Origin of the sequence: Nostoc sp., assembly GCF_036917975.1 — a bacterium.
GTDB lineage: Bacteria > Cyanobacteriota > Cyanobacteriia > Cyanobacteriales > Nostocaceae > Nostoc.
The window spans coordinates 172,763-194,889 of sequence record NZ_JBALEJ010000047.1 but is presented as its reverse complement, the minus strand read 5'-3'; the positions used below and the strand labels follow the sequence as shown (position 1 = coordinate 194,889).

Here is a 22,127-nt window from a genome sequence, read left to right as displayed (position 1 = left end):
ATGATGAGAAAAACCCTTGCTTTCCTTTCCTTGAGTCTGGGAATTGCCCTTGTAAATCCTCTCTGGGGGGCTGTTGCTCAGGTTCCTAACTTACTGCCATTGCCAATACCGACTACTCCCGATTTCTCGCCTATACCAATACCAATCACTCCTGAAGTAACGCCGCCCCTAAAACCAATTGCTATCAGCAGCAATTGTACGCTGCGGCAGACTTGCTTGGGCTGGGATGAGCAACTTTGGGGTCAAAGAGGCGATCGCAATGCGTTGTTGGCTTCTATTGACAACAGTTTGCTTTACCTAACAAAGGGTGAGGCGATCGCAGCATATCAAAATTATCCGATGAGGGAAATTACCCTCGATCGCGTCCGCCGGAGTTTGGTACGCTTCCGTCAACTGGTTGTCAGTTCTAAGTCAGCAGCGCAATTACAAGCGGCTGTCCGCCGTGAGTTTGTCTTCTACCAGTCTGTGGGCAACGATGGCAAGGGTACTGTTAAGTTCACCGCTTACTACGAACCTGTTTATACCGCTAGCCGTGTCAGGACTGCAATATATAAATATCCTCTTTATCGGCTACCACCTGATTTCAGCCAATGGACTAAACCCCACCCAAAACGAATTGATTTGGAAGGAAAGGACGGTTTACATGGGAATAAGAGCAAATTGCGCGGTTTAGAACTGCTGTGGTTCCGCGATCGCCTAGACGCATATATGGTACATATCCAAGGTTCTGCCCAAATTAAATTAACTAATGGCAAAACAACATCAGTTGGCTATGCAGGTGGAACTGATTACCCTTGGACTAGTATCGGCAAAGAAATAGCCAAAGATGGCAAACTTCCCCTAAATGGATTGACGTTACCACGTATGGTTGCTTTTTTCCGGGCAAAGCCGCACGAGTTGAACAATTATCTACCACGTTGGGAACGATTTATTTTCTTCCAAGAAACTGGTGGTAGGGCGGCTACAGGCAGTATTCATGTGCCAGTGACAGCAGAACGTTCCATTGCTACAGATAAGTCTCTCATGCCACCGGGAGCGCTAGCGTTGATTTACAACTCATTTCCCTATCCTGCTGGTGGTGGCAAACTACAGAGTCGTACCGTCAGCCGCTTTGTGCTTGACCAAGATACAGGAAGCGCCATCAAAGGCCCGGGACGGGTGGATTATTTCATGGGGTCTGGTAAACTAGCAGGCGATCGCGCTGGCATCACGGGCGGCAATGGTTCACTATATTATTTGCTACTCAAGGAATAGGGCAATTAAATTTTGGATTTGGGATTTTAGATTTTGGATTAAATTTCAATCTAAAATCCCAAATCTAAAATCTAAAATTCTTACTCCCTGCTCCCATCTAATAAGGCGGATAAGCAAAATCATCTTCATCAGCATAAACGTAAGAGTTGGAAACTCCTGCCGTTGCCAATTTAGGCGTTTCTAATTTGACAGGTTCCTTACCAAAATCTTTGTATTCTTCAAAAGTCTTACAAATCATTGCAGACTCAAGAGCATCGGAAGCAATTAAATATTGCGTTAAAGTCCCGACTGTGGGATGTTTGTAGTCTACAGTTGAAGCTACCAAAACCGTATTTGGTTCAATGCCTCTTTCTTCACACTCAATGATGGGGCAAAAAATTCCGTGAGCATGGAACAAAGGCCCCTTTGGTGCTAAAGGTTGTTTACGGTAGACTGCATAAGCTCTTTCTAGTTCAGCAACAAATCCACTAACTACTTTGCCTTGTTGATATTCGCAATAGGTTTTGCTGAAACTCGCTCCGGCAGCACCATTGAGAGTTAGTTGTAGTGGTGATTCATGTAAAAAGTTTTTATTCTCACCCACTATAAAAATTAAATAACGAGTAAAGGTTTTAAATTTAAGTTTGTCGGCTAAAAAAGCATCATAATTCTCTTTGAGCGTACCTAGTTTTAGACCACTTTCCCGGTCTTTGACAGATAATGGCCCCCGACGCACTATAACCAGGCGTGGAGTAGGGGTAATAAATACCGTTTCGACTCCAGAAGTAAATTCATGCTCCACTTGCTGCCAATTCTCATCTGGCACAAAGCCAACAGCATTAGCATTATCTAGCTTAATCGCCAAACCGTGGGATTGTATGCCATCTGTGCCATACCGAGGATTAATCATCTGACACCACGGAAGGACTTGAGAAGGCGGTGCATTGAATTTCTCGTCTTCAAAGTCGAAATTAGCAGATGCTTTCATCGTTTTAGGCTATCAAAGTGTTTTATTGAACAAGTTTATCGGCAGGGCGCTGATCCTGGGGAACCAGAAGCAGAGCGTTGGTACGATCTTCACTCGTTCCTGACGCGTTGCAGGAGGAAGATACTGTCAAACTAGCATGGTAGTTTTTCTAGATTAAGACAGAATCAATCTATGTTGCAATCCCTGTTTCCTTTGTAACAATAGATCCTTATCGAAGCGGTGGTGGTACTCAGTACTTATTACTCAGTATTATTTTGGAGAAACCAAAGCGGCAAGAGTCTTTAAATCAGGTACTTCTAAGTCCGGTTGACTTACTGCTGATCCTGTGATGCCAACTATATTTTGGTCTGCTCTACGGTTTACCCAGACTGTTGATATTCCTAGAGATTTGGCTGTAACTATATCATGATATAAACTAGCCGCAACGTGTAATATCTGCTCTAACGGCAAATTAATTCTTTCAATGGCAAATCTGAAATTATTTAATGAGGGTTTGTAGCTTTTTACCTGTTCTGCTGTAATTATCCGATCGAATTCCACTTCCAAGTGCTTTGCTGAGAATGCAAAGAGATCGTCATCAACATTTGAGATAATGACCAGCTTAAATTTTTGCTTTAAAGCTCTAAGTGCCTCAACAGTATCGGGGAAAGGTAGCCAATGCTGAATCGAATCCGCAAGTGAATTTAGTTCGTCAGCAGTTGGTTCAAAGCCAAATCTTTCACCAAATTTCTGGACTACTCTCTTCAAAACTTCTCGATATTTGATATATTCTCCTTTTTCTAGTTCTGCTTCAAATTCCGCAAAAATTTCCAGAATTTGCTCGTTATTCAAATTAGTGTTGTGTACCCGCAGAAGTGGCTTTAGCACCCCTAAGATACCGTTTTCCCAATCAATCAGGGTTCCGTAACAATCGAAAGTTAAAGCCTTATACTGATTGAAGCTTATCACGTTTTTATACTCCAAAATTTGATTAGTTGTGTTCAGTTTTCATAAACTGCGATCGCAGCACACCTTCACTAAATTTTTACGTACCTCTCAATCATCACAAAAAATTACCACCTCTTAATTTAACACCTCCAATTCAACCAAATTCTCATGCTTATATCTTAAGAATGAACCAAAGTAATATGGCTCACAAATGTGCTTTTTTTTCGTCAGTGCCAAAGCTCGAATGAGTTCTCGAATCACATCCGTTGCTGATTTAGCTGTTTGTTCACAATCACAAAGTCGCCGATGTTCAAAACAAGGGTAAGGGAATTCAAATGCACTTGGCAAAAAAGATAAGATAATTTCTATAATCCTCCGTATTTATAACATAAATTTATCATTGAAGTTGTAAATTTAGAAATTATTAAAAAATACTAATTATTTATAATCTAAAATTAAAAATAATCTAAGTTCCTTCATATATAAATTTAATTTTAAACGCGTTTTATCGAACAGAATTCAGGAGTCAGGAGCCAGAATTCAGAATGAATTTTGTGCGACTGGCGGATGAATAATCGGGTTTAAGACCCCCACCAAATTGGAAATTTGGTGGTCTTCAATCAGTCGCGGGTCTGAATCCCCGACTGATTGATTCTGACTTCTGAATTCTTCTTCAATCGCTTTAATAACTCAGATATATTAAGAAAATACCTACTTATATCATTCTGAAGAGATTCATATTTAAAGTTTAATTGCAATCAATCTAGAATTAACAATGTTGAAGAAAGCCTTAACCTAAATTTGTACTAACTTTAACTCAACCTTTGCTTATGCTGTATGCCTTAGGTAAGAAGATTGTGTAGTAACTATGGCAAAATACTGTATTCCCATCGGATATTAGATGTATTACTGCCATTAACCCAAAGCTAGCAATCAAATTGGAGGTTTTTACGAGTTGCTGTTTACTGCATTAAGGATTGGAGATTCATGAAACTGCAACTGCTCCAATTACATATACTCTGAGCCAAATTAACTGGAGCGTAGACATACAAGACGCACAGATCATGCTTGCATAGCAGAAAACTAGGTGTCTACGCCCATAGCATGACATTTGCATATTTTCTGTGGAGTTTTCTTAACTATTCTTGAGGAGTACAAATGCTTGAGGCTATTGCTGTTGCTTGGTTATTACTGTTTTTTGGCGATTTTCTATCTACATTTTTTTACCACGTACCCGAGCATGTTTTTGGTAGCCTTCATTTAAAAACGCACCACTCCTGGAAGAAGGACTTCCGCCACTACGCTATTTTAACTTTTAATCCCCAGGTTCTTTTAGATGGTATCTTGGGAGCTTTGCCTTATGTACTCATAGCAGTAGTCTTGTGGTCTTTCTCTCCCATTGGCGTGATTTCTGGATTACTGCTTGGTCAGTTTCATGTATGGTGGAGACACATAAGTGTACTAGGTTGGCAAACTTCAAAGCCGATAAATATTTTATGCCAAATTCTATTTATTACTACTCCTGAGAGACACTGGTTACATCATCACAAAACTAACTTAGGTTTTGGTGATATTTTCACCTTCTTTGAACAACCTGCACAAATGTGGCTACGCTGGCTGCGATTGCTCAGACTTCGTTTTCGTGAATCTCGGATCTAACTGAAACTATTGCTTATCTAAATATTTTTTAAAGGTACGAAAAGAAGCTGCGATCGCAGCTTCTTTTTGTACGCTAGATGAGATTATGCCACTCTTACAAATCCGCTCACCTACATACTCAAAAAAGCTAATCCCCAATTTCCGAGTAGTAACAACAAGAGACATTAATTAACCATAGATTTAAATTATACCTTTCTCTAATTATAAAATATTTACTTATAGGTTTTCGAGAATTTATCAAACAGTAAGCAAGTTACAAGGGTACCAGAATGAATCTGGCGGGGAGTTTAAAGGTATTTGCTACCGCTCAACTTCGCTGTTATATCGCTAATATTTTTGGGAAAACTAGTCTTAATGTCTTAATTAGTAAATTATTATATCCCTAGATTTTTATGACAATTCCTCTCTTTTGTGGAGATGCTGGGCTTAGTTTGCTTATCCGTTCGCGGAGCGTCCCGCAGGGAAGGGGTATGGATAGCTACGGTGAAGAAGGCAGGAGGCAGGATAGCGTAGCGGTAGCGATTCGTCTGCCTCCTGCCTTTGTTGTTGAAGGAGGCAGGAGGCAGGAGGCAGGAGGCAGAAGGAGCAAATCAGTAGGGGTCGAATCCCCTACTGATTTAGAGCCAGTAAACTCTTGTTCAGTGGGGGTCTTAAACCCTTGCTCTCTTTGGTCGCGGGCTGTTGTTACAGAGTGCAGTTTTCCTCCTGCCTCCTGTCCGACGCTCGCGGACTCGCTAACGCTGCGCTATCTGCCTCCTGCCTTCCTCGATAAAATTAATCACCCAGTTCCCTTGATTAGCGAAAATTTGCAACCTGCTCTTGATGAGGTGTTTCATGCCCACAGTTAGCCTCAGAAAGATTCTCAACAAAAAAGAGTTTCCATCTCTCCTTCATAACTTGGTCTATCAGTTCAACATTGCCATTGATATTGAATTGGTAGACGGCACGAAACTAATTAGCATTGGGGAGCAAACTGCCGAAAACCGATATCCAATCGAGGTGTCAGGAGAAATCATTGGTTGGGTTGTTGGGGGAGAACAGGCAACTCTACTTGCGACTTTACTCTCATTTTTAGCAAAGCAGGAAGCTGAGAAGAAAGTACTCGCCAAAGAATTGCTGGAGCGATACCAAGAAATTGATTTATTTGACGATATCTCAACTCAACTTGCAACAAGTTTAGATACGCGACAAATTGGCCAACTCGTGCTTCAGGAATTGAGTCAATTGATTGAATCATCTGCGGGGATGATTCTGCTACTGAGTCCAGATGCAACTGCCTTTGAAATCATTGCCGAATTTGGAGTGTTTTTTGACCACAGTCAGCCGGAGCCGGGAAAAGGAATTATTGGCAATGTTGTGCAATTTAACCGGGCAGAACTGGTCAATGATGTGCAAGCCGATCCGCGATTAGATGGGCAAAAAAACGTTAGTGCCATGATTTGTGTCCCGTTGCGAGCCAAGGGGCGGGTACTGGGAGCGATCGCCATTGGCACATCCAAAACTGACTCCTATAGGGCAGAACACCTAAAACTTGTGAGTATCTTTGCCTCTCAAACAGCGATCGCTATTGACAAAGCTCTGCTTTATGAGCAAAGCACTGAAGCAGCCGTCCAGGCAAAAGCCCAAACACAGAAACTTCAGCAAGCTCTCCATGAGTTGCAATTGGCTCAAACTCAGTTAATCCAAAGCGAAAAAATGTCCAGTTTAGGGCAACTTATTGCTGGAGTTGCCCACGAAATAAATAACCCGGTTAACTTTATTTATGGCAATTTAAAGTATGTTGCCGAATATGCCCAAGACTTGTTACACCTGTTGGCAAAGTATCAGAAATTCCTACCTGTTGCTCCTCCAGAACTGGAATCAGAGTTAGACAATATAGACTTGGAATTTATCATGCAGGATCTTCCCAAACTCCTAGATTCAATGAAACTGGGCACAAGTCGCATTGTCGAAATTGTCCAATCTCTGAAAAACTTCTCCCGCCATGACGAAGCCGAAATGAAAGCCGTCAACATCCACGATGGCATCGACGGAACACTAATGATTCTCCACCATCGCCTGAAAGCAGATGTTCGTCGTCCGGCAATTGAAATTATTAAAGACTATGCAAAACTTCCTTTCATTGAATGCTATCCCGGACAGTTAAATCAGGTGTTTATGAATATCCTGGCAAATGCCATTGATGCTTTAGAAGAAAGTATGGAAAATTGGGCAGTCAAAAGTAGTCCCCAATCCCCAATCCCCAATCCCCAATCCCCAATCCCCAATCCCCAGTCCCCAATCCCCAATCCCCAAATCACTATTCGTACCAAAGCCTTGGACAAAGAGTGGATTGTGGTTCGGATTGCCGATAATGGCCCAGGTATGAAAGAGGAAGTAATTCGCCGCATTTACGATCCCTTTTTCACCACAAAAGATATTGGTAAGGGAACCGGGTTAGGCATGGCAATCAGCTATCAAATTGTTGTAGACAGACATGGGGGAATGCTCAAGTGTCGTTCTAAACCGGGTGAGGGGACAGAATTTTGGATTCAGATTCCAATAAATTGTCTGTTGTCAGACGCTACTGAAGAACAGAATAGCACCTCTGCCTCACCAACTCCCACAACAGAATTATCCCCCACTGCTGATACCGACGGCTTCATTCCATCAACAACTCCAATGCTGAAACCGACAGATTTGTTGATCCGCCATACTCAACTGATCCAGCGACTCTCACAACACAATCCAGATGTGGAAGGTACATCACCCGATGAAATTTACCAGATGTTCCAACGCCAGCCAATTTCGTTAAAGCTTTACGCCACTTTGTTGTCTTGGTTCTGTTGTTCTAACCCTACCCAAATTCGTCACTAAAGAAATCTTAACTATGTTTAAGCAATTTGATGAATATAACAGTCAGCTATTTGAACAATGTCCTGTTGGGCTAGTACTATGCCGAACAGATGGGACGCTAATTAACATTAATTCTGCCTATGCTGCCATTTTGGGTAGCACTGTTCCAGAAACTCTGAATTTGTGCGATCGCCAGATTAACCCTGAAAACTATGCCGTCGTTGACCGATCTAGCCTAGAGAACCTAGAAAAAACTGGTCGCTACGGCCCTGATGAAAAGGAGTTAATCCACAAAGACGGGCACTTGGTTCCGGTTAGAATCTCTGGATTGATGATTGAGAAGGATGGAGAACAACTCATTTGGTCTAGTGTCGAGGACATCAGCGACCTACGACGCGCCCAGCAAGAACGCCAACATACTGAAGAAATTATGAAACAGAGTGAAACCCGATACCGCTCCCTGGTGACAGCTACTACAAAAATTGTTTGGGTAAGTACACCAGAAGGAATTTATTTTGAACTGGCAAGCTGGATAGCTTATACAGGTCAAAGTTTAGCTGAAGCAGAAAATGGGGGCTGGATTGATGCCCTTCATCCCGACGATCGCGATCGCACTGCCCTTGTCTGGGGTGCAGCCGTGGCCAATCGCAGCCTGTATGAAACCGAATACCGAATTCGTGGCCAGGATGGCAACTATCGCTACTTTTCGATCTGGGGTGTCCCCGTTCTCGAAGAAGATGGCAGCGTCCGGGAATGGATTGGCACCTGCACTGATATTCACGATCGCAAACTGGCAGAAGCCGAAAAGCAGTATCTCGAACAACGGTATCGCTCTTTAGTAACTGCCACTTCCCAAATAGTCTGGACGGCATCAGAGGAAGGAATGGTCAACGCTGAAATAGCCGGCTGGGAGGCATATACAGGTCAGAGTGCAGCCGAAATGATGGGCTGGGGCTGGTTGGATGTCATGCATCCTGATGACCGTCCCCGCAGCGCCGAAGTTTGGAGTGCTGCTGTGGCGAATCGGAGTCTTTATCAACTGGAATACCAGATTCGTGGCAAAGACGGCACTTATCGCTACTTTTTTGGTAATGCAGTTCCGGTTTTGGCAGCAGACGGCAACATCCGCGAGTGGATTGGCACTTGCACCGATATTCACGATCGCTATGTTGCAGAACAAACTCTGCAACGGAGCGAAGAACGGTTTCGCTCTCTGGTGACTACGATCTCACAAATTGTCTGGGTATGCACAGCAGAAGGACTGGCGGTAAGCAGTGAAATGCTGACCTGGATGGCGTACACGGGTAAGAGTGCAGCCGAAGTTGAGGGCTTAGGATGGATTGACACCATTCATCCCGACGATCGCGATCGCACAGCCCAAGTCTGGAATGCAGCCGTGGTCAGCCAGAGCCTCTATCAAACCGAATATCGGCTGCGTGGCAAGGATGGCAGCTACCGCCACTTTTCTGTCTGCGGTGCCCCCGTCGTGCAAGCAGACGGTAGCGTTCGGGAGTGGATTGGCACCTGCACCGATATTCACGATCGCAAGGTAGCAGAAGCAGAAAATCAACGGCTGATGAATATGTTAAATCATTCCAGTGATGCCGTGATTGTCCGCGACTCCGCCGACAAAATCACTTACTGGAGTCAGGGGGCAGAACGGCTCTACGGCTGGAAGTGTGAAGAAGTGAAAAACCAAGACATCACTCACAACCTGCTACACACAATCTTTCCAAAAGCGCTAAAGGAAATCCAGACAGAGTGTTTACAGCAGGGCACATGGTTCGGGGAACTGCAACACCTCACCCGCGACGGTAGATATATTATTGTCCAGAGTCGCTGGACAATGCAACTGGATGCATCGGGTCAACGCTGCGCCACACTGGAAATTAATACCGATATTACTGCCCGTAAACAAGCAGAAGTCGCTCTACGGCAACTGAATCAAGAACTAGAAACCAGAGTTGTAGAGCGGACGGCTGCTCTGCAAAATACCTTAGCAGAAACACAGGGATTAAATGCCATTTTAGATAACTTAGCAGATGGTTTGTTGGTGGCAGACACCGCAGGACAAATTACTCACTTCAATCCTGCCTTTTTAGCCATGTATGAATTGACAGGTAGTGACCTCAACTGTCACTACCGAGAACTGCCGGTATCTGGTTTAGCAGAACTAGTTGCACAAACTCAGTCTCATCCCGGAGAGGTGTTCTCTGCGGAAGTTGAACTGACCAAAGAACGCATTGGTCAGGCAGTGGCGACCGCCATTTTCAAAAAGACGACAGATCGAGAACCCGCTATCTGCTTCGGTTCGGCGCTGCTGATTCGGGATGTGACAGCAGAAAAGGAAATTGACAAGATGAAGACCGATTTCATCTCCACGGTTTCCCACGAACTGCGAACGCCACTGACTTCCGTTCTGGGTTTTGCGTCGATCATTAAAGAAAAGCTAGAAACCGATGTGTTCCCAATACTTCCTGCTGAAGACCGCAAGCTTCAGAAAACCATCAAGCGGGTGGGTGACAATCTCAATATTATTGTGTCGGAAGCAGAACGGCTCACATCTTTAATTAACGATGTTCTAGACATCGCCAAGATGGAAGCAGGTAAAGTGGAATGGCAGATGCAGCCCATTGATCCCAGCGAATTACTCGATTGGGCCACCAATTCCACAGCCTCGTTGTTTCAAACCAATGGCTTGCAGTTAGTCAGCGAGATTGAACCTGGACTGCCTCAGATATTAGGCGATCGCAACCGTCTGCTGCAAGTTTTAATCAACCTGATTTCCAATGCCGTTAAGTTTACCGAATCTGGTTGTGTCACCTGTCGCGTCAAACAAGGAAACGAAGGTGTTTGTATCAGCGTCATCGACACAGGTATTGGGATTGCACCTGAAGATCAGCCGAAAGTATTCGAGAAATTCCGCCAAGTTGGCGATACCCTCACCGATAAACCCAAAGGCACTGGTTTAGGACTGCCCATCTGTAAGCAAATCGTCGATCATCACGGCGGTAGAATTTGGGTTGAGAGTGAATCAGGTAAAGGCAGCGTATTCTCGTTCATTATTCCCACCTACGCCAGCGATCAAAAAACCACTGCTAATCTGAATCTGGATACGCTAGTTAAGCAACTCAAAGAACACGTCATCACCACAAAAACTGTGCTGAACGAAAACCGTAAAACCATTTTAGTTGTGGATGACGACGCTAACATTCGGGAACTGCTTCGTCAACAATTGGAAAACGAAGGCTACAACGTCCGGGAAGGAAAAGACGGTGTGGATGCAATTCATCAAATCAAAACAGCCCGTCCCGATCTGATTCTCTTGGACGTAATGATGCCCCAAATCAATGGCTTCGATGTGGCAGCCGTTCTTAAAAATGATCCCCAGACCGCAGACATTCCGATCATTATTCTGTCAATTATTGAAAACAAAGAACGGGGCTATCACATTGGCATCGATCGCTATCTCACCAAGCCCATTGACACAGCGAAACTTCTCAACGAAATTGGTTCATTGCTTTACCAAGGTACTTCTAATAAAAAAGTATTAGTTGTAGATAAAAATGCATCAGCCTTAAAAATCCTATCAGATGTATTACAAGCTCAGGGATACAGCGTAATTGAAGCCTCCAATCCGCAAGAATGCATCAATAAAGCCCTATCAGCCAAACCTGATATGATCATCATCGATTCTATCTTTTCTCAAGAAGCCGATTTGGTGAAAACTCTACGGTTTGAGAAGGATCTGGAAAATGTATTTTTTATTATGCTGTCTGAACAGTAATTGCTGGGACTGGGGACTGGGGACTGGGGACTGGGGACTGGGTACTGGAAAAATTTAGTGGAACCTTACTATATAATCTAATCCTCAATTCCTAATCCCCAGTCCCGAATACAACTCTTGGGGAGGCTGCGCCAACGGCTTTTCTACGAGACGCTACGCGAAACCTCAGTACAAGTCCCCAATTCCCAATTCCCAATCCCCAGTCTCCAATCCCCAATCCCCAATCCCCAGTCCCCAATTCCCAATTCCCAATCCCCAATCCCCAATCCTTATGACCCAGAAAATTCTAATTGTTGACGATGAACCCAATATCTTGATTTTGATGGAACAAGCCCTAGAAGCATTAGAAGACGAGGGTGTTGAACTTCTCACTGCTAGAAATGGAGAAGAAGCTCTTGAAACTATTAAAGCTGAAAAACCAAATCTAGTTTTTCTTGATGTGATGATGCCTAAAATGAACGGGCTACAAGTCTGTCACATTGTTAAACACGACCTGCAAATGACTGATATCTACATTGTGATATTGACAGCTAAAGGACAGGAATTTGATAAACAAAAAGGAATTGAAGTTGGTGCAGACTTATATCTAACTAAACCATTTCGACCCAAAGAAGTACTTGAAAAATCAATGCATGTATTGGGTTTTTGAGGAAAGTTTTGATAGACCATTTATAAAGTAAAAAGAAATTATAAAGTAAAAAGAAAATTATCGGACTTCCGTATTGACAGGAAAGAGCAAATATAGATGATTTGAAAAACCATATTTGTCGTAGGGGCAATACCCTGCGGGAAGCCGCAACTCATGGAGACGCACTCGCGTTCGCGTCTACATGAATTGCCCCTACCGTCCGGCTCTACAACAATCAAAGAATGATTCATAAAAACCGGAAACGACGTATTTACGTTGATACACAATATAATTCTTTTGTACAGTGCGTAAGTCTTACCCTTGTCAATTCTTAAATTTAGAATTGCTGGCGAATAACAGATAACGGTTCTGGTATTTCACCAGAAAATCAGAAAAAGATATTTGAAACATTTTTACAACCAAACCGCGAGGCATTGGTATCGGTTTTGGGCTAGCGATCGCATATCAAATTGTGGTAGAAAAACATCAGGGTAAAATTACCTGTCAATCTGAGTTAAATCAAGGAACAGAGTTTGCGGTAGCTTTGCCCACCGTAGGTATCGCTTTACCGATTTCTCATCCTTGAGCTATTAGCTTTTAAAATTTTAAGTGTTCTAATCTTTTAGTAGACTTACAAAAGTCAGTGTACATAAAAAACTCCAAACCAGTTTTGACAAGCTTTTTGAGAACAAAGAGAGAAACAAACTTATGGGACTTTTCGATCAAATTCTTGGTGCTGTCACTAATCCCAATCAACAGGGCAGCTTAGGTCAACTAGGAAGTATTATCAATAGTGTACAGCAATTGAGCCAAAGCACAGGTGCAGACCCTTCTACCATTCAATCAGTTTTGTCAATCGTCGGTGGTCAAGTGCGTTCTACTCTACAAGACAAGCAAGCCACAGATGGTAATGAAGCCGCACAAAATCTAGTGAGTCAATATGCTGGTACTTCTCCCAACCCCGAAGCCGTCGATTCGCTATTTTCTCCTCAGATACAACAGCAGGTAGCTGAAGTTGCTGCCCAACGCACTGGATTAGATGCTGGTATAGTTCAACAATTGCTGCCTTTAGCCGTACCTTTGGTATTAAATTTTCTACAATCAGGTGCTAATACCCAGAATCCCCAAGCTGGCGGAAATCCTGTATTGAATTCCTTCTTGGATGCTGATGGCGATGGTGATGTCGATATCGCTGATGCGATCCAAATGGCTAGTCGATACATCAGACAATAACACTTTTCCCCATTCCCCACACATCGACAATTAGTCCTTGCTAGATTCTTAGCTAAGACATAGGCTGGGAACATAAGAAATTTTCAAATATAAATCAGACAGTCTATGTCTAAATTGTTTGACTGTATCACTAAGGAACTGCAAGACTTTATTGCTGCCCAACACCTTTTTTTTGTTGGCTCTGCACCTTTGAGTCCTACAGGTCATGTTAACCTTTCTCCTAAAGGTTTTAACTGCTTTCGCATCCTCTCTCCCAACCGAGTAGGTTACTTAGACCTTACAGGCAGTGGTAACGAAACATCAGCCCATTTGCAAGAAAATGGGCGGATAACCTTCATGTTTTGTGCTTTTCAAGAACCTCCGTGTATCCTGCGTCTTTACGGTCAAGGAACCACAATTTTACCGAGTTCTCCAGACTGGGACTCGCTGTATTCTCTGTTTTTGCCGATACCTGGAACTCGTCAAATTATCATCGCTGACATTGAAAAAATCCAGACCTCCTGTGGTTTTGGTATACCACTCTATGAATATCAAGGTCAGCGCCAAACTTTAGTAAACTGGGCTAGTAAAAAAGGTGAAGAGGGAGTTAGAGAATATCAACAGCAGAAAAATCTTGTCAGCATTGACGGTTTAGCGACACCACTGAGTAGATTGCCCTAACTTTGCCTGATGGATTATTCTATTCGTCCACTCACACAAAAAGATGAGCCTTTTCTCTGGCAAATGCTTTACGAAGCAGCCCATCTGGTAGAAGAAGGTAATTTGACAGTGCAAGATGCAAAGAATAATCCTGATTTGGCAAAATATGTGAAAAATTGGGGATGTAAGGATGATAGTGGCTTTGTCGCTATTTTGGAAAGTAGTAATCAGCCAGTAGGAGCTGCATGGCTGCGTTTATTAACAGGTAAAAATATTTAAGAAGTAAAAAGTAAAAAGATAACGCTAAAGAAGCCGTTATCAGTTTCTTTTGCTTAAGCGTGGCCAGATGCCTCACTCATCCACGCTTAAGCAGCGACTAATCTAGCCCTCTATTTACGTACTAGGTTCAGCAGTTCTTTCGGAGAAGCCAGCAAGTCAATCGCGACAAAGAAGATTTTGCCTTGGGGATCTAGCAAAAACCGCCATGCAATATTCATTCCCACACTGGCACCGAACCAAGGGGTTTGGACTTTGCCTGTGACTTTAACTTGGGTATAGCCATCTTCCACAGGCTCAGATATACCGCGCTCTGGAATCATCTTCAATCCCTGGCATTCTTCACGCATATAGGCGCGGATTGCATCTTGACCAACAATCGGTCTTTCAAAGGGAGGTTGCAAAGCACCTTCGGAGGTAAACAGAGAAACCGCAGCATCAAAGTCATTGGCATTCATGTTGTTGATATAGCCCAACACCGTAGTATTGTTGATGCCCTCAATGGTGACTTTAGTCCGAAATGCTGGTGCAGTCGGAGGAGACACTGGCTCTGAGACTTTTTTGTAACTACCAGGAGCGTTCGGGTCAAATCCCATGCTAATTACGGTATTGCGTAGGATTGTGATTTGTTGACCGGAATCTGCACTGCGGATGGCTTGCAACACATCAGCAGCTTTGGCAGAAAGCTTGTAACCTTCTGGGATTGGAGCAACGATTCCCTGAGCCATCCATTCTCCTAACTGATACCAGAAGCCCAATTTGATGTTTACGGTGAAGGATGCATAGGAACGACAGAGAGGAGTGTCAGCACGGTTAGCCAAATCGTACATGACTTGTGTTTGAGCCTCAAAAGGCATCTGCTTAATTTGTTCGAGTAAGCCTTGTGCGAGGATCATGTTAGCTGCCCCAGGAGCAGCAACCGTAATACTTCTACCCATCTCGGTATAGGCAAACCAAAGTAATGCTAGTTGATCTTCAGCATTGAGTTTAGAGAATGATTCAACAACGGTTGGAACAACGTCAGCAATTAGGGTGCCGGGAAAAATACTTTGAGCCGACTTGATGGTAAAAGACATAGCAGAAATTCCCAAAAGAAAATTACAGTTCTACCGAATGTGAAAAGATAAGGCGTTTAGCTGTTAATCAAGGCACTCAGCAGTTTTTGCATCACTGGATAGCCCATTGTAGTCATAGCTGTACTAAAGGCATGGCGATGTTGTTGCCGTTGAGTTGAAATACTCGGCAAAGGACATTGCAGGCTCAACTGCATAGTTAGAAAGCCTTGATTAACGGTGGTTTAACGCATTGATGTTGCTTTTGTATCTTTATGTAAAGAAAGATAACAAGTCTGTTACAAATAAGCAATACTTTCTCAGTTATATATTGATAACTTCTATTTATACAAATGATAAGTTTTACTGAATTTAAATTAAGCTAATTGGCGCTTTTGTGTGCATTCACATGCAAAGGCGATCGCTTCTCCTACAAATCTGAAATACCGTACTTGCTTTGTACGGTTTTTACTACTTTTGTTGCCAAGTCAAGTAGTTGCAAAAAATATTTACAATCATTAACATTAGTTCATAGAATGACACAAACAAGGGATAAAAGATGACAAGTAAAGGTTTTAGCATTAACGAACGCGGTCAGCTTAACAGATTTGCGATCGAACCTAAGGTTTATGTTGATGAAACCCCACGAGTAGGCTTCACCAAATATGCCGAAAAACTCAATGGTCGTTTGGCAATGATTGGCTTTGTCTCACTCATCGCTTTAGAAGTTATCACCGGACACGGTTTGATTGGATGGCTAACCAGCCTTTAGAGAAGACATTTTGAGATTCATGAATTTTCTTCACTTGACGAATAAACCAATTTAGAGGCAAACTTATGAAAACTGATTTTGATTATCCTAAAAAAGATTTGATTGGGCCGGTTGTTTTTAGACCTGATTTCAACAATTTTGAGACTATCAATGCAAATCAAGCCTGGTCATTATTTTTTACAGCAGGTCAAGATGATAAGGGACTAGGACAAGAAATTGAGTTCGGCAGATTTTTCACTAACCTTTTAATTGCCATTGGAGTAACTGGAATTCTTTGGGCAACATACTTTAGCCAATTGGGATGAATAAGTTTGTTTATTACTAGTGTGTGGTAAATTTAATGGAGGTCTTGGATTTGGATACCAGGACTTCTTTGCGCTTTTTAATAGCTCTAAAAAACTCTGTTTAGCCTTGGAAAAAGTTCGATGTTAATTGGATTTATAAAGCTTCCTAATTTGTCACGGTATTGTGGATACGTGGGCTTAGAAGTAGCACAAATTGTTTCCAAACATCTTGCAGTTCAAAATAAAACCTATGTAATTCAAAATAGAAGATTATTGATATATCAACTTTTAAAGTCTGGACTGGATTCTCATACAGCAGATCGAACTGTTACTGTACTTATATCAAGTCCAGTTTTGCAATTAAACAACAAAAACCAGTGTGCAATTAATTGTATGCGAAATTGACTATACCAATCCTGAATCATGGTGAGAAACAAGATCCCCGACTTCTCAAAGAAGTCGGGGATCTGCTTGTGTATACTAGTCCCCAGATCAACGCAAAGAACGAATCGCCTCTAGTAGACCTCTAGCTTTATTTAGCGTCTCTTCATATTCTTTCTCTGGCTCAGAGTCAGCCACCAAACCTGCACCAGCTTGGACACTAACCGTATGATCATGCACTACCATTGTGCGAATTGCGATCGCAGTATTTAATTGTCCTTCAAAATCGTAATATCCATATACACCGGAATAAACGCCCCGGCGACTAGACTCTAATTCGTGAATAATTTCCATCGCCCTAATCTTGGGTGCGCCGCTTACCGTACCTGCTGGGAAGGAAGCTTTTAGCAAATCCCATGCTGTTTTACCAACTGCTAATTTACCCACAACATTGCTGACAATGTGCATCACATGGGAGTAGCGCTCAACTACCATTAATTCATCGACTTTGACGCTACCACTTTGACAAACACGCCCCAAATCATTCCGCCCTAAATCCACAAGCATAACGTGTTCAGCAACTTCCTTGGGGTCTTGTAGTAAATCCTCAGCAAATGCTGCATCTTCCTTCGTGGTTTTACCCCGTGGACGTGTGCCGGCAATTGGTCGTACCGTTGCTATGACTCCACCATCTGAATCTATTTCGGCTTTCACCATCACTTCGGGACTGGAACCGATGATTTGCCAATCTTGGAAGTTAAAGTAAGCCATGTAAGGCGAAGGATTTATCTGGCGTAGGGAACGGTAAAGGGCAAAGGGGTCGCCTGTGTATGTTGTTGATAGTCGCTGAGAAATTACTACTTGAAAAATATCGCCTGCTTGAATATGGTCTTTGGCCTTTTGGACGCTGGCACAAAAATCAGGGCGGGTAAAGTTACTTGTGTATTCCTCTGCTTCTCCAGATACCTTGCTCCCTGGCGGTTTCCATTCTAATTTAGTTTTTTCCGGCGATAGAGGTAGAGATAGCTTTTCGAGCATTTGGGTGACGCGATCGCTCGCTTGTTGATATGCTGCCTGTAAATCTACATTCTCTTCACGTAAATCAGCATAAGCGATCGCCCAAATTTTCCGCTTCACCTGGTCAAAAATCAATAGGTGGTCTACCTGCATCCACAACCCATCAGGGATATTTCGCTCATCTTGTGGATAAATGGGCACACGCGGTTCAATCCAGTTAATCAATTCATAGCCCCAAAACCCAAACAAACCGCCAATTCCTGGCGGTAGCTGTGGTAATTTCACTGGATGATAAGGTGCTAAACATTCAGCTAAAGCTGTAAAAGGGTCGCCTGCAAAAACCACCTGCGAACCGTCGCGGTTTTTCTGGGTGGTGCGATCGCCCCTGGCTTCTAAAATCCACACCGGATCGCAACCTACCAAGCTATAGCGTCCCAGCTTTTCCCCGCCTTCTATGGATTCCAACAAAAAGCTATAGGGCTGACCTGCACAGACTTTATACCAAGCAGATACGGGCGTATCTAAATCCGCTACCCATTCTTGATATACCGGGACGAAGTTGCCTTGTAGAGCTAGCTGGGAAAATTCGGAGAAATCGGGGAATACCATAAATTGTTTAGGATGGGGCATTGGGCATGGGGCATTGGGTATGGGGCATGGGGAATTGGGCATTGGGCAATTCAATTTTGGATTGACGATAGCGCCGGCGGCAAGCGAGTCCGCGAGCGTCTTTTGGATTAAACTTCAATCTAAAATCCAAAATCTAAAATCTAAAATTCTTACCCAGTCCCCAGTCCCCAGTCCCCAGTCCCTAGTCCCTATACGTCGTGGGTAGCTTTACCACTGAACTTGAGTTGTGCTGGATTGGGGTTTTGCCCAATACTGCGAGGTACATAACGCACTTTTTCACGACCTGCATTCACCTTTTCAGGGAAGACACCATCGGCTGGGTGAATTAAAGTAGTTTCTCCGTTGGGCAAAATCCGATAAATTTTGTAGTCTGTGATTTTGAGTTTGCGGAGTTGACCACCTAAAGCGATGCCTTGTTCTTTGCGGGCTAAATACAGCAGGTTTTCGCCTTTCCGAGCAGTAGCAGCACCACCTGTAGGTAATTCAAATACTTGCTCTTTCGGGCTAGTCCAAGTGATAGCGTACTTTTCTTCCACTTCCGCTTTTCTGAGCAAGCCACCAGTGCTGCCAGCAAATAGCGGGGTTTGTCCAGAGAGTTTTTCTGTCATAGAGTCTGATTCTCTCAACGTTTTTAGGGAATCCTAACACCGCAACCAGGATCATATTGCGATCGCGTTATAGACTGTAACAGTTTTTAGTCTTTTAGTCATTAGTCATTAGTCATTGGTCATTAGTCCTTTGTTAAAAACCAGTCCCCAATCCCCAGTCCCCAATCCCCAATCCCCAGTCCCCAATCCCCAATCCCCAGTCCCCAATCCCCAATCCCCAGTCCCCAATCCCCAATCCCCAATCCCCAGTCCCCAATCCCTATCTACTCTTAACTTTTATCCGCTTTTCTTCTTGGCTATTCTGAACAATCGGGATGGTGAAGTGAAACTGACTACCTTGGTCTTTGCCAGTTGACTCTGCCCAAATTTCTCCACCCCAGCCATTAACAATTTGACGGCAAATTGCTAAACCAAGTCCAGTGCCGCCAGTGGTGCGGCGCAGCGCTCCCTCTTCTTGATAAAAGCGGTCAAAAACGATTTCTAAACGATTCGGTTCAATGCCGCGTCCAGTGTCAGCTACAGTTACCTCGACCATTTGACGGCTGTTGTAAATCGCTTTAATGGTGATTTCTCCTTGGGGTGGCGTAAATTTACAAGCATTGTCCATGAGTTTTGCCAGTACTTCTACTAGCCAATCACCATCGGCTCTAACCAGAGGTAGGTTTTCGGCAATTTGAGTCTTTATTTGGGGCGGCTTTTCCGTTGAGGAACGCGTGCGATTCCGGCTGAGTGATAAATCTATACACTCTTGTAAACTGAGGGATTCTGGATGCCATTGCACTCGACCGCTTTCCAGGTTGGAAAGTGTGAGGAAATCTTGCACCAGTTTTCGCATCCGCTCTGAGTCGGAAAGAGCCGTGTTGAGCATGATTTGCTGCAACTCCAAGGGCATATCCGGCTCACTGGCGAGACTTTCTAGGCAAACTTGAATTGTAGATAGGGGGGTACGCAGTTCATGTCCGGTGATAGCTATAAGGTTGCTGCGGGTGCGGTCTAGGGCTTCTAGCTGTTGGTTAAGTTCTTCTAGGTTAGCGTAAGCTTCCGCTTGAATGAGAGCGGCTCCTACCTGGGTGGCGATCGCTTCTACCAAATCCAATTCCCCTGGTTGGCACTCGTGCGGTGGCATTCGGCAGTAATGTAACTCCACAATGCCCAATAATCGCCCCTGATAAAATACTGGTTCCATCAACCAAGAACGAATGGCAAACTTTTTAGCGATCGTGGAAAGTCCTGGCGAGTTGATAACGCGAGGATCAGTCAGCGTATCGCTCACACAAACGCCTTCGCCAAGTTCTACTATGTCCCGAAATAGCGAATTTTTCTCTAATTCCCAGGTTTGCCCACAAACAGATAAAGTACCAGGTGTCAAAAACTCGTGTTCAATTATGGCTTGGCGATCTGCGGCTTGAGCGCGATAAATTAAACAGCGACAAGCTTCTAAGTGTTGTCCTAATTCTTGTGCCGCCACCTGAAGAACTTCGTGAGGATCGAGCGATCGCCGAATGGCAGTACTAATTGAGTTGACTAATCGCTCTTTTCGTGCTTGGGCAGCGATGGAGCGATAGGCTTTATGCAATTTGTACTGACTCGCTTGCAAATAAGTTACTAAGCGCTGCACAAAGGGATCTGTATCAATGTCACAGGCATATTCATTGACCTGTTCTGCTCCAGAGTAGTTTCGTGGCTGCCCGATGCCAAACCTCTGACGTGCCTCCTCAATTTTACTTACTAGTTCTGGTCTGTAAACCAAAATCCTGTCTAACAGCAATTCGGCGGCTTTCAGGCTAGCTCCCCTTTCCGATGTCCAAATTCCCTCAAATCTTCGCGCTGTGTCGATATCCAGATTAGGGCTTAGTTCTGGTAGTTGCTTGTTTTTAGCAATAGAACTAAGGTTTTCCCGGCAAACCAGACAAGTAGCGTAATTGTCAGCAATCACTACCAAATGCCACTCGTGACTTAAGCCATCTGTTGGCTCAAAAGCCACCTTTTCGTAGTGTTCCGAACTGTTGGTGAAATCCGTTTCTGGAGCAGACAATACGTATATTTGATTACTCCGCAAGGCAAGTCGCTGGTAGCGATGAGCTTCTTGGCGGTAGAATCGCTCTCGCTGAAAACTAGCAATTACAAGGGGTTGGGCTAAAGTCCCAGCCAAAACTTGATCTTCCATCGCGTGGGAGAGCGCCGTTAATGAAGCCTTAAAATATAGCTGGGGCCGCAAGTAGGGTAGGGACTTTAGCAGATCACTCAGCACAGAAGTCGAAATGCTCATGAATTATTGTTAAACGCTCAACCTCGATCAGATCCACGTCACAGCTGCATTGTACAAATTCCAAGGGACTCTCAAGTTAAATAGACAGTTGCAATATGTAAAGAACGCTAAAAAAGCGCTTTTCGCCAAAACAGGCGCAACACTTCGTTACCAACTAGGAGGGGTACATACAACTTAATTGGTTGATTGACAACCTACTAGTACCGCAAGGCGGAATTCAAAATTCAAAATGACGCTCTCTACGAGACGCTAAAAGCGAACGCGGACTCGCTCTAAGCGAAGCCATGCCGCAGGCTTTACGCTGCGCTAACAAAATTCAAAATGACTACAGCGTAAGAGTTTCGTTGATTTGGAATAGGTGGTTGATTTACGCCGTGTTGTACTAGTCTGTCAAGGAGGCAGGAGGCGGAGCCACCCACAAGGGTTGTTGCTATGAACCTTCCCCCAAAAATGTTAATCGCCCACAAGGGGCGGGGCTTGAAACCCTCTTGGCTTCGTCAAATTCATTTTGACGGTTAGAGAGACGCGATAATCACCGTCTCTACAGGGGATTTATCCATCAATTATTTATTGACAGACTACTACTACGCCCAATATACATTCTTGACCAACTTTGCTATGTGCCTGCATAGGCAAAATCTTTCAGGAGCTATGATACTAAAATACTAATTATTGTATGGTTTTAAGGATCATTAATTGCATAGTCCTCGACTAAGATGGGGAATTAGGGAGTGAGGAGTAGTATATGGCAGTTCTCGCTTGAGTAGAGGTACAAGAACCCCCTCCCCGCAAACGAGGAGAAGGCTATGATGTACTTTATATGATTAGAAAACGCTATAGTTCAATTACTTGAAAAAGGCTGTGAGAATAACTGGCCGGACTTCCGTACCTTGTGTCTCTCCAGGATAC

At 43.7% G+C, this 22,127-nt stretch carries 19 protein-coding genes and 1 pseudogene; 12 read left to right on the top strand and 8 right to left on the bottom strand.

All coding sequences use genetic code 11. The annotated features are described in order from the left end of the window. The first annotated feature begins 3 nt into the window (after positions 1-3). A complete protein-coding gene (gene mltA, locus V7K76_RS20465) occupies positions 4-1,254 on the top strand; it encodes a murein transglycosylase A (RefSeq protein ID WP_334775311.1) in 1,251 nt (416 codons plus the stop codon). A gap of 97 nt (positions 1,255-1,351) precedes the next feature. Here the strand turns inward: mltA and V7K76_RS20460 are convergent, their stop codons facing one another. Continuing rightward, positions 1,352-2,221, bottom strand: a complete 870-nt coding sequence (locus V7K76_RS20460; protein ID WP_334775273.1) for a DUF5895 domain-containing protein — start codon at positions 2,219-2,221, stop codon at positions 1,352-1,354. Positions 2,222-2,470: 249 nt separating this feature from the next. Beyond that, a complete protein-coding gene (locus V7K76_RS20455; RefSeq protein WP_334775274.1) occupies positions 2,471-3,169 on the bottom strand; it encodes a haloacid dehalogenase type II in 699 nt (232 codons plus the stop codon). Positions 3,170-4,306: 1,137 nt separating this feature from the next. Here V7K76_RS20455 and V7K76_RS20450 point away from each other — a divergent pair. Beyond that, positions 4,307-4,807 (top strand): fatty acid hydroxylase, encoded by a 501-nt coding sequence (locus V7K76_RS20450; RefSeq protein WP_334696008.1) that lies wholly within the window; start codon positions 4,307-4,309, stop codon positions 4,805-4,807. A gap of 6 nt (positions 4,808-4,813) precedes the next feature. Here the strand turns inward: V7K76_RS20450 and V7K76_RS20445 are convergent, their stop codons facing one another. Further along, complete coding sequence (locus V7K76_RS20445) at positions 4,814-4,972, bottom strand: hypothetical protein (RefSeq protein ID WP_334950889.1); 159 nt, start codon at positions 4,970-4,972, stop codon at positions 4,814-4,816. Between the two features lie 227 nt (positions 4,973-5,199). On the opposite strand from V7K76_RS20445, the gene V7K76_RS20440 reads away from it, so the two are divergent. The 8 genes and pseudogenes from V7K76_RS20440 (at position 5,200) to V7K76_RS20405 (ending at position 14,208) form a co-directional block, all read left to right on the top strand. Beyond that, positions 5,200-5,655 (top strand): hypothetical protein, encoded by a 456-nt coding sequence (locus tag V7K76_RS20440; protein WP_335029978.1) that lies wholly within the window; start codon positions 5,200-5,202, stop codon positions 5,653-5,655. Next, positions 5,642-7,663: a GAF domain-containing sensor histidine kinase gene (locus V7K76_RS20435; RefSeq protein WP_334950885.1), complete on the top strand. Its 2,022-nt coding sequence runs from the start codon at positions 5,642-5,644 to the stop codon at positions 7,661-7,663. The genes V7K76_RS20440 and V7K76_RS20435 overlap by 14 nt, the downstream gene beginning before the upstream one ends. Positions 7,664-7,676: 13 nt before the next feature. Beyond that, positions 7,677-11,429, top strand: a complete 3,753-nt coding sequence (locus V7K76_RS20430) for a PAS domain S-box protein (protein WP_334950883.1) — start codon at positions 7,677-7,679, stop codon at positions 11,427-11,429. 271 nt (positions 11,430-11,700) lie between these two features. Continuing rightward, a complete protein-coding gene (locus V7K76_RS20425) occupies positions 11,701-12,078 on the top strand; it encodes a response regulator transcription factor (protein ID WP_334775279.1) in 378 nt (125 codons plus the stop codon). Positions 12,079-12,407: 329 nt separating this feature from the next. Beyond that, positions 12,408-12,643, top strand: a pseudogene (locus V7K76_RS20420) (ATP-binding protein); the annotation flags it as partial. 122 nt (positions 12,644-12,765) lie between these two features. After that, positions 12,766-13,290 (top strand): DUF937 domain-containing protein, encoded by a 525-nt coding sequence (locus tag V7K76_RS20415; protein ID WP_334775280.1) that lies wholly within the window; start codon positions 12,766-12,768, stop codon positions 13,288-13,290. A 105-nt stretch (positions 13,291-13,395) separates the two neighbouring features. Next, positions 13,396-13,950: a pyridoxamine 5'-phosphate oxidase family protein gene (locus V7K76_RS20410; protein ID WP_334950880.1), complete on the top strand. Its 555-nt coding sequence runs from the start codon at positions 13,396-13,398 to the stop codon at positions 13,948-13,950. A 9-nt stretch (positions 13,951-13,959) separates the two neighbouring features. Then, positions 13,960-14,208 (top strand): hypothetical protein, encoded by a 249-nt coding sequence (locus V7K76_RS20405; RefSeq protein WP_334775282.1) that lies wholly within the window; start codon positions 13,960-13,962, stop codon positions 14,206-14,208. 110 nt (positions 14,209-14,318) lie between these two features. Here V7K76_RS20405 and V7K76_RS20400 read toward each other — a convergent pair whose 3' ends face one another. Together V7K76_RS20400 and V7K76_RS20395 are read right to left on the bottom strand one after the other, a co-directional pair. Then, a complete protein-coding gene (locus tag V7K76_RS20400) occupies positions 14,319-15,281 on the bottom strand; it encodes an orange carotenoid protein N-terminal domain-containing protein (RefSeq protein WP_334775283.1) in 963 nt (320 codons plus the stop codon). Positions 15,282-15,337: 56 nt separating this feature from the next. Then, positions 15,338-15,475, bottom strand: a complete 138-nt coding sequence (locus V7K76_RS20395) for a hypothetical protein (RefSeq protein WP_334950877.1) — start codon at positions 15,473-15,475, stop codon at positions 15,338-15,340. 341 nt (positions 15,476-15,816) lie between these two features. On the opposite strand from V7K76_RS20395, the gene V7K76_RS20390 reads away from it, so the two are divergent. After that, positions 15,817-16,029 carry a high light inducible protein gene (locus tag V7K76_RS20390; RefSeq protein ID WP_334950875.1) on the top strand — a complete coding sequence of 71 codons (213 nt, stop codon included), beginning with the start codon at positions 15,817-15,819 and terminating at the stop codon, positions 16,027-16,029. A 65-nt stretch (positions 16,030-16,094) separates the two neighbouring features. Further along, the gene (locus V7K76_RS20385) at positions 16,095-16,334 is read left to right on the top strand and encodes a hypothetical protein (RefSeq protein ID WP_334706486.1); all 240 of its coding nucleotides are present in this window, start codon (positions 16,095-16,097) and stop codon (positions 16,332-16,334) included. Between the two features lie 471 nt (positions 16,335-16,805). Here the strand turns inward: V7K76_RS20385 and trpE are convergent, their stop codons facing one another. The 3 genes from trpE to V7K76_RS20370 form a co-directional block, all read right to left on the bottom strand. Continuing rightward, positions 16,806-18,320, bottom strand: a complete 1,515-nt coding sequence (gene trpE, locus V7K76_RS20380; protein WP_334775312.1) for an anthranilate synthase component I — start codon at positions 18,318-18,320, stop codon at positions 16,806-16,808. 209 nt (positions 18,321-18,529) lie between these two features. Further along, entirely contained in the window at positions 18,530-18,949 is a 420-nt protein-coding gene (locus V7K76_RS20375) for a photosystem I reaction center subunit II PsaD (RefSeq protein WP_334775286.1), read from the bottom strand. Between the two features lie 259 nt (positions 18,950-19,208). Continuing rightward, the gene (locus tag V7K76_RS20370) at positions 19,209-21,218 is read right to left on the bottom strand and encodes a DICT sensory domain-containing protein (RefSeq protein WP_334950872.1); all 2,010 of its coding nucleotides are present in this window, start codon (positions 21,216-21,218) and stop codon (positions 19,209-19,211) included. Positions 21,219-22,127: the final 909 nt, after the last annotated feature.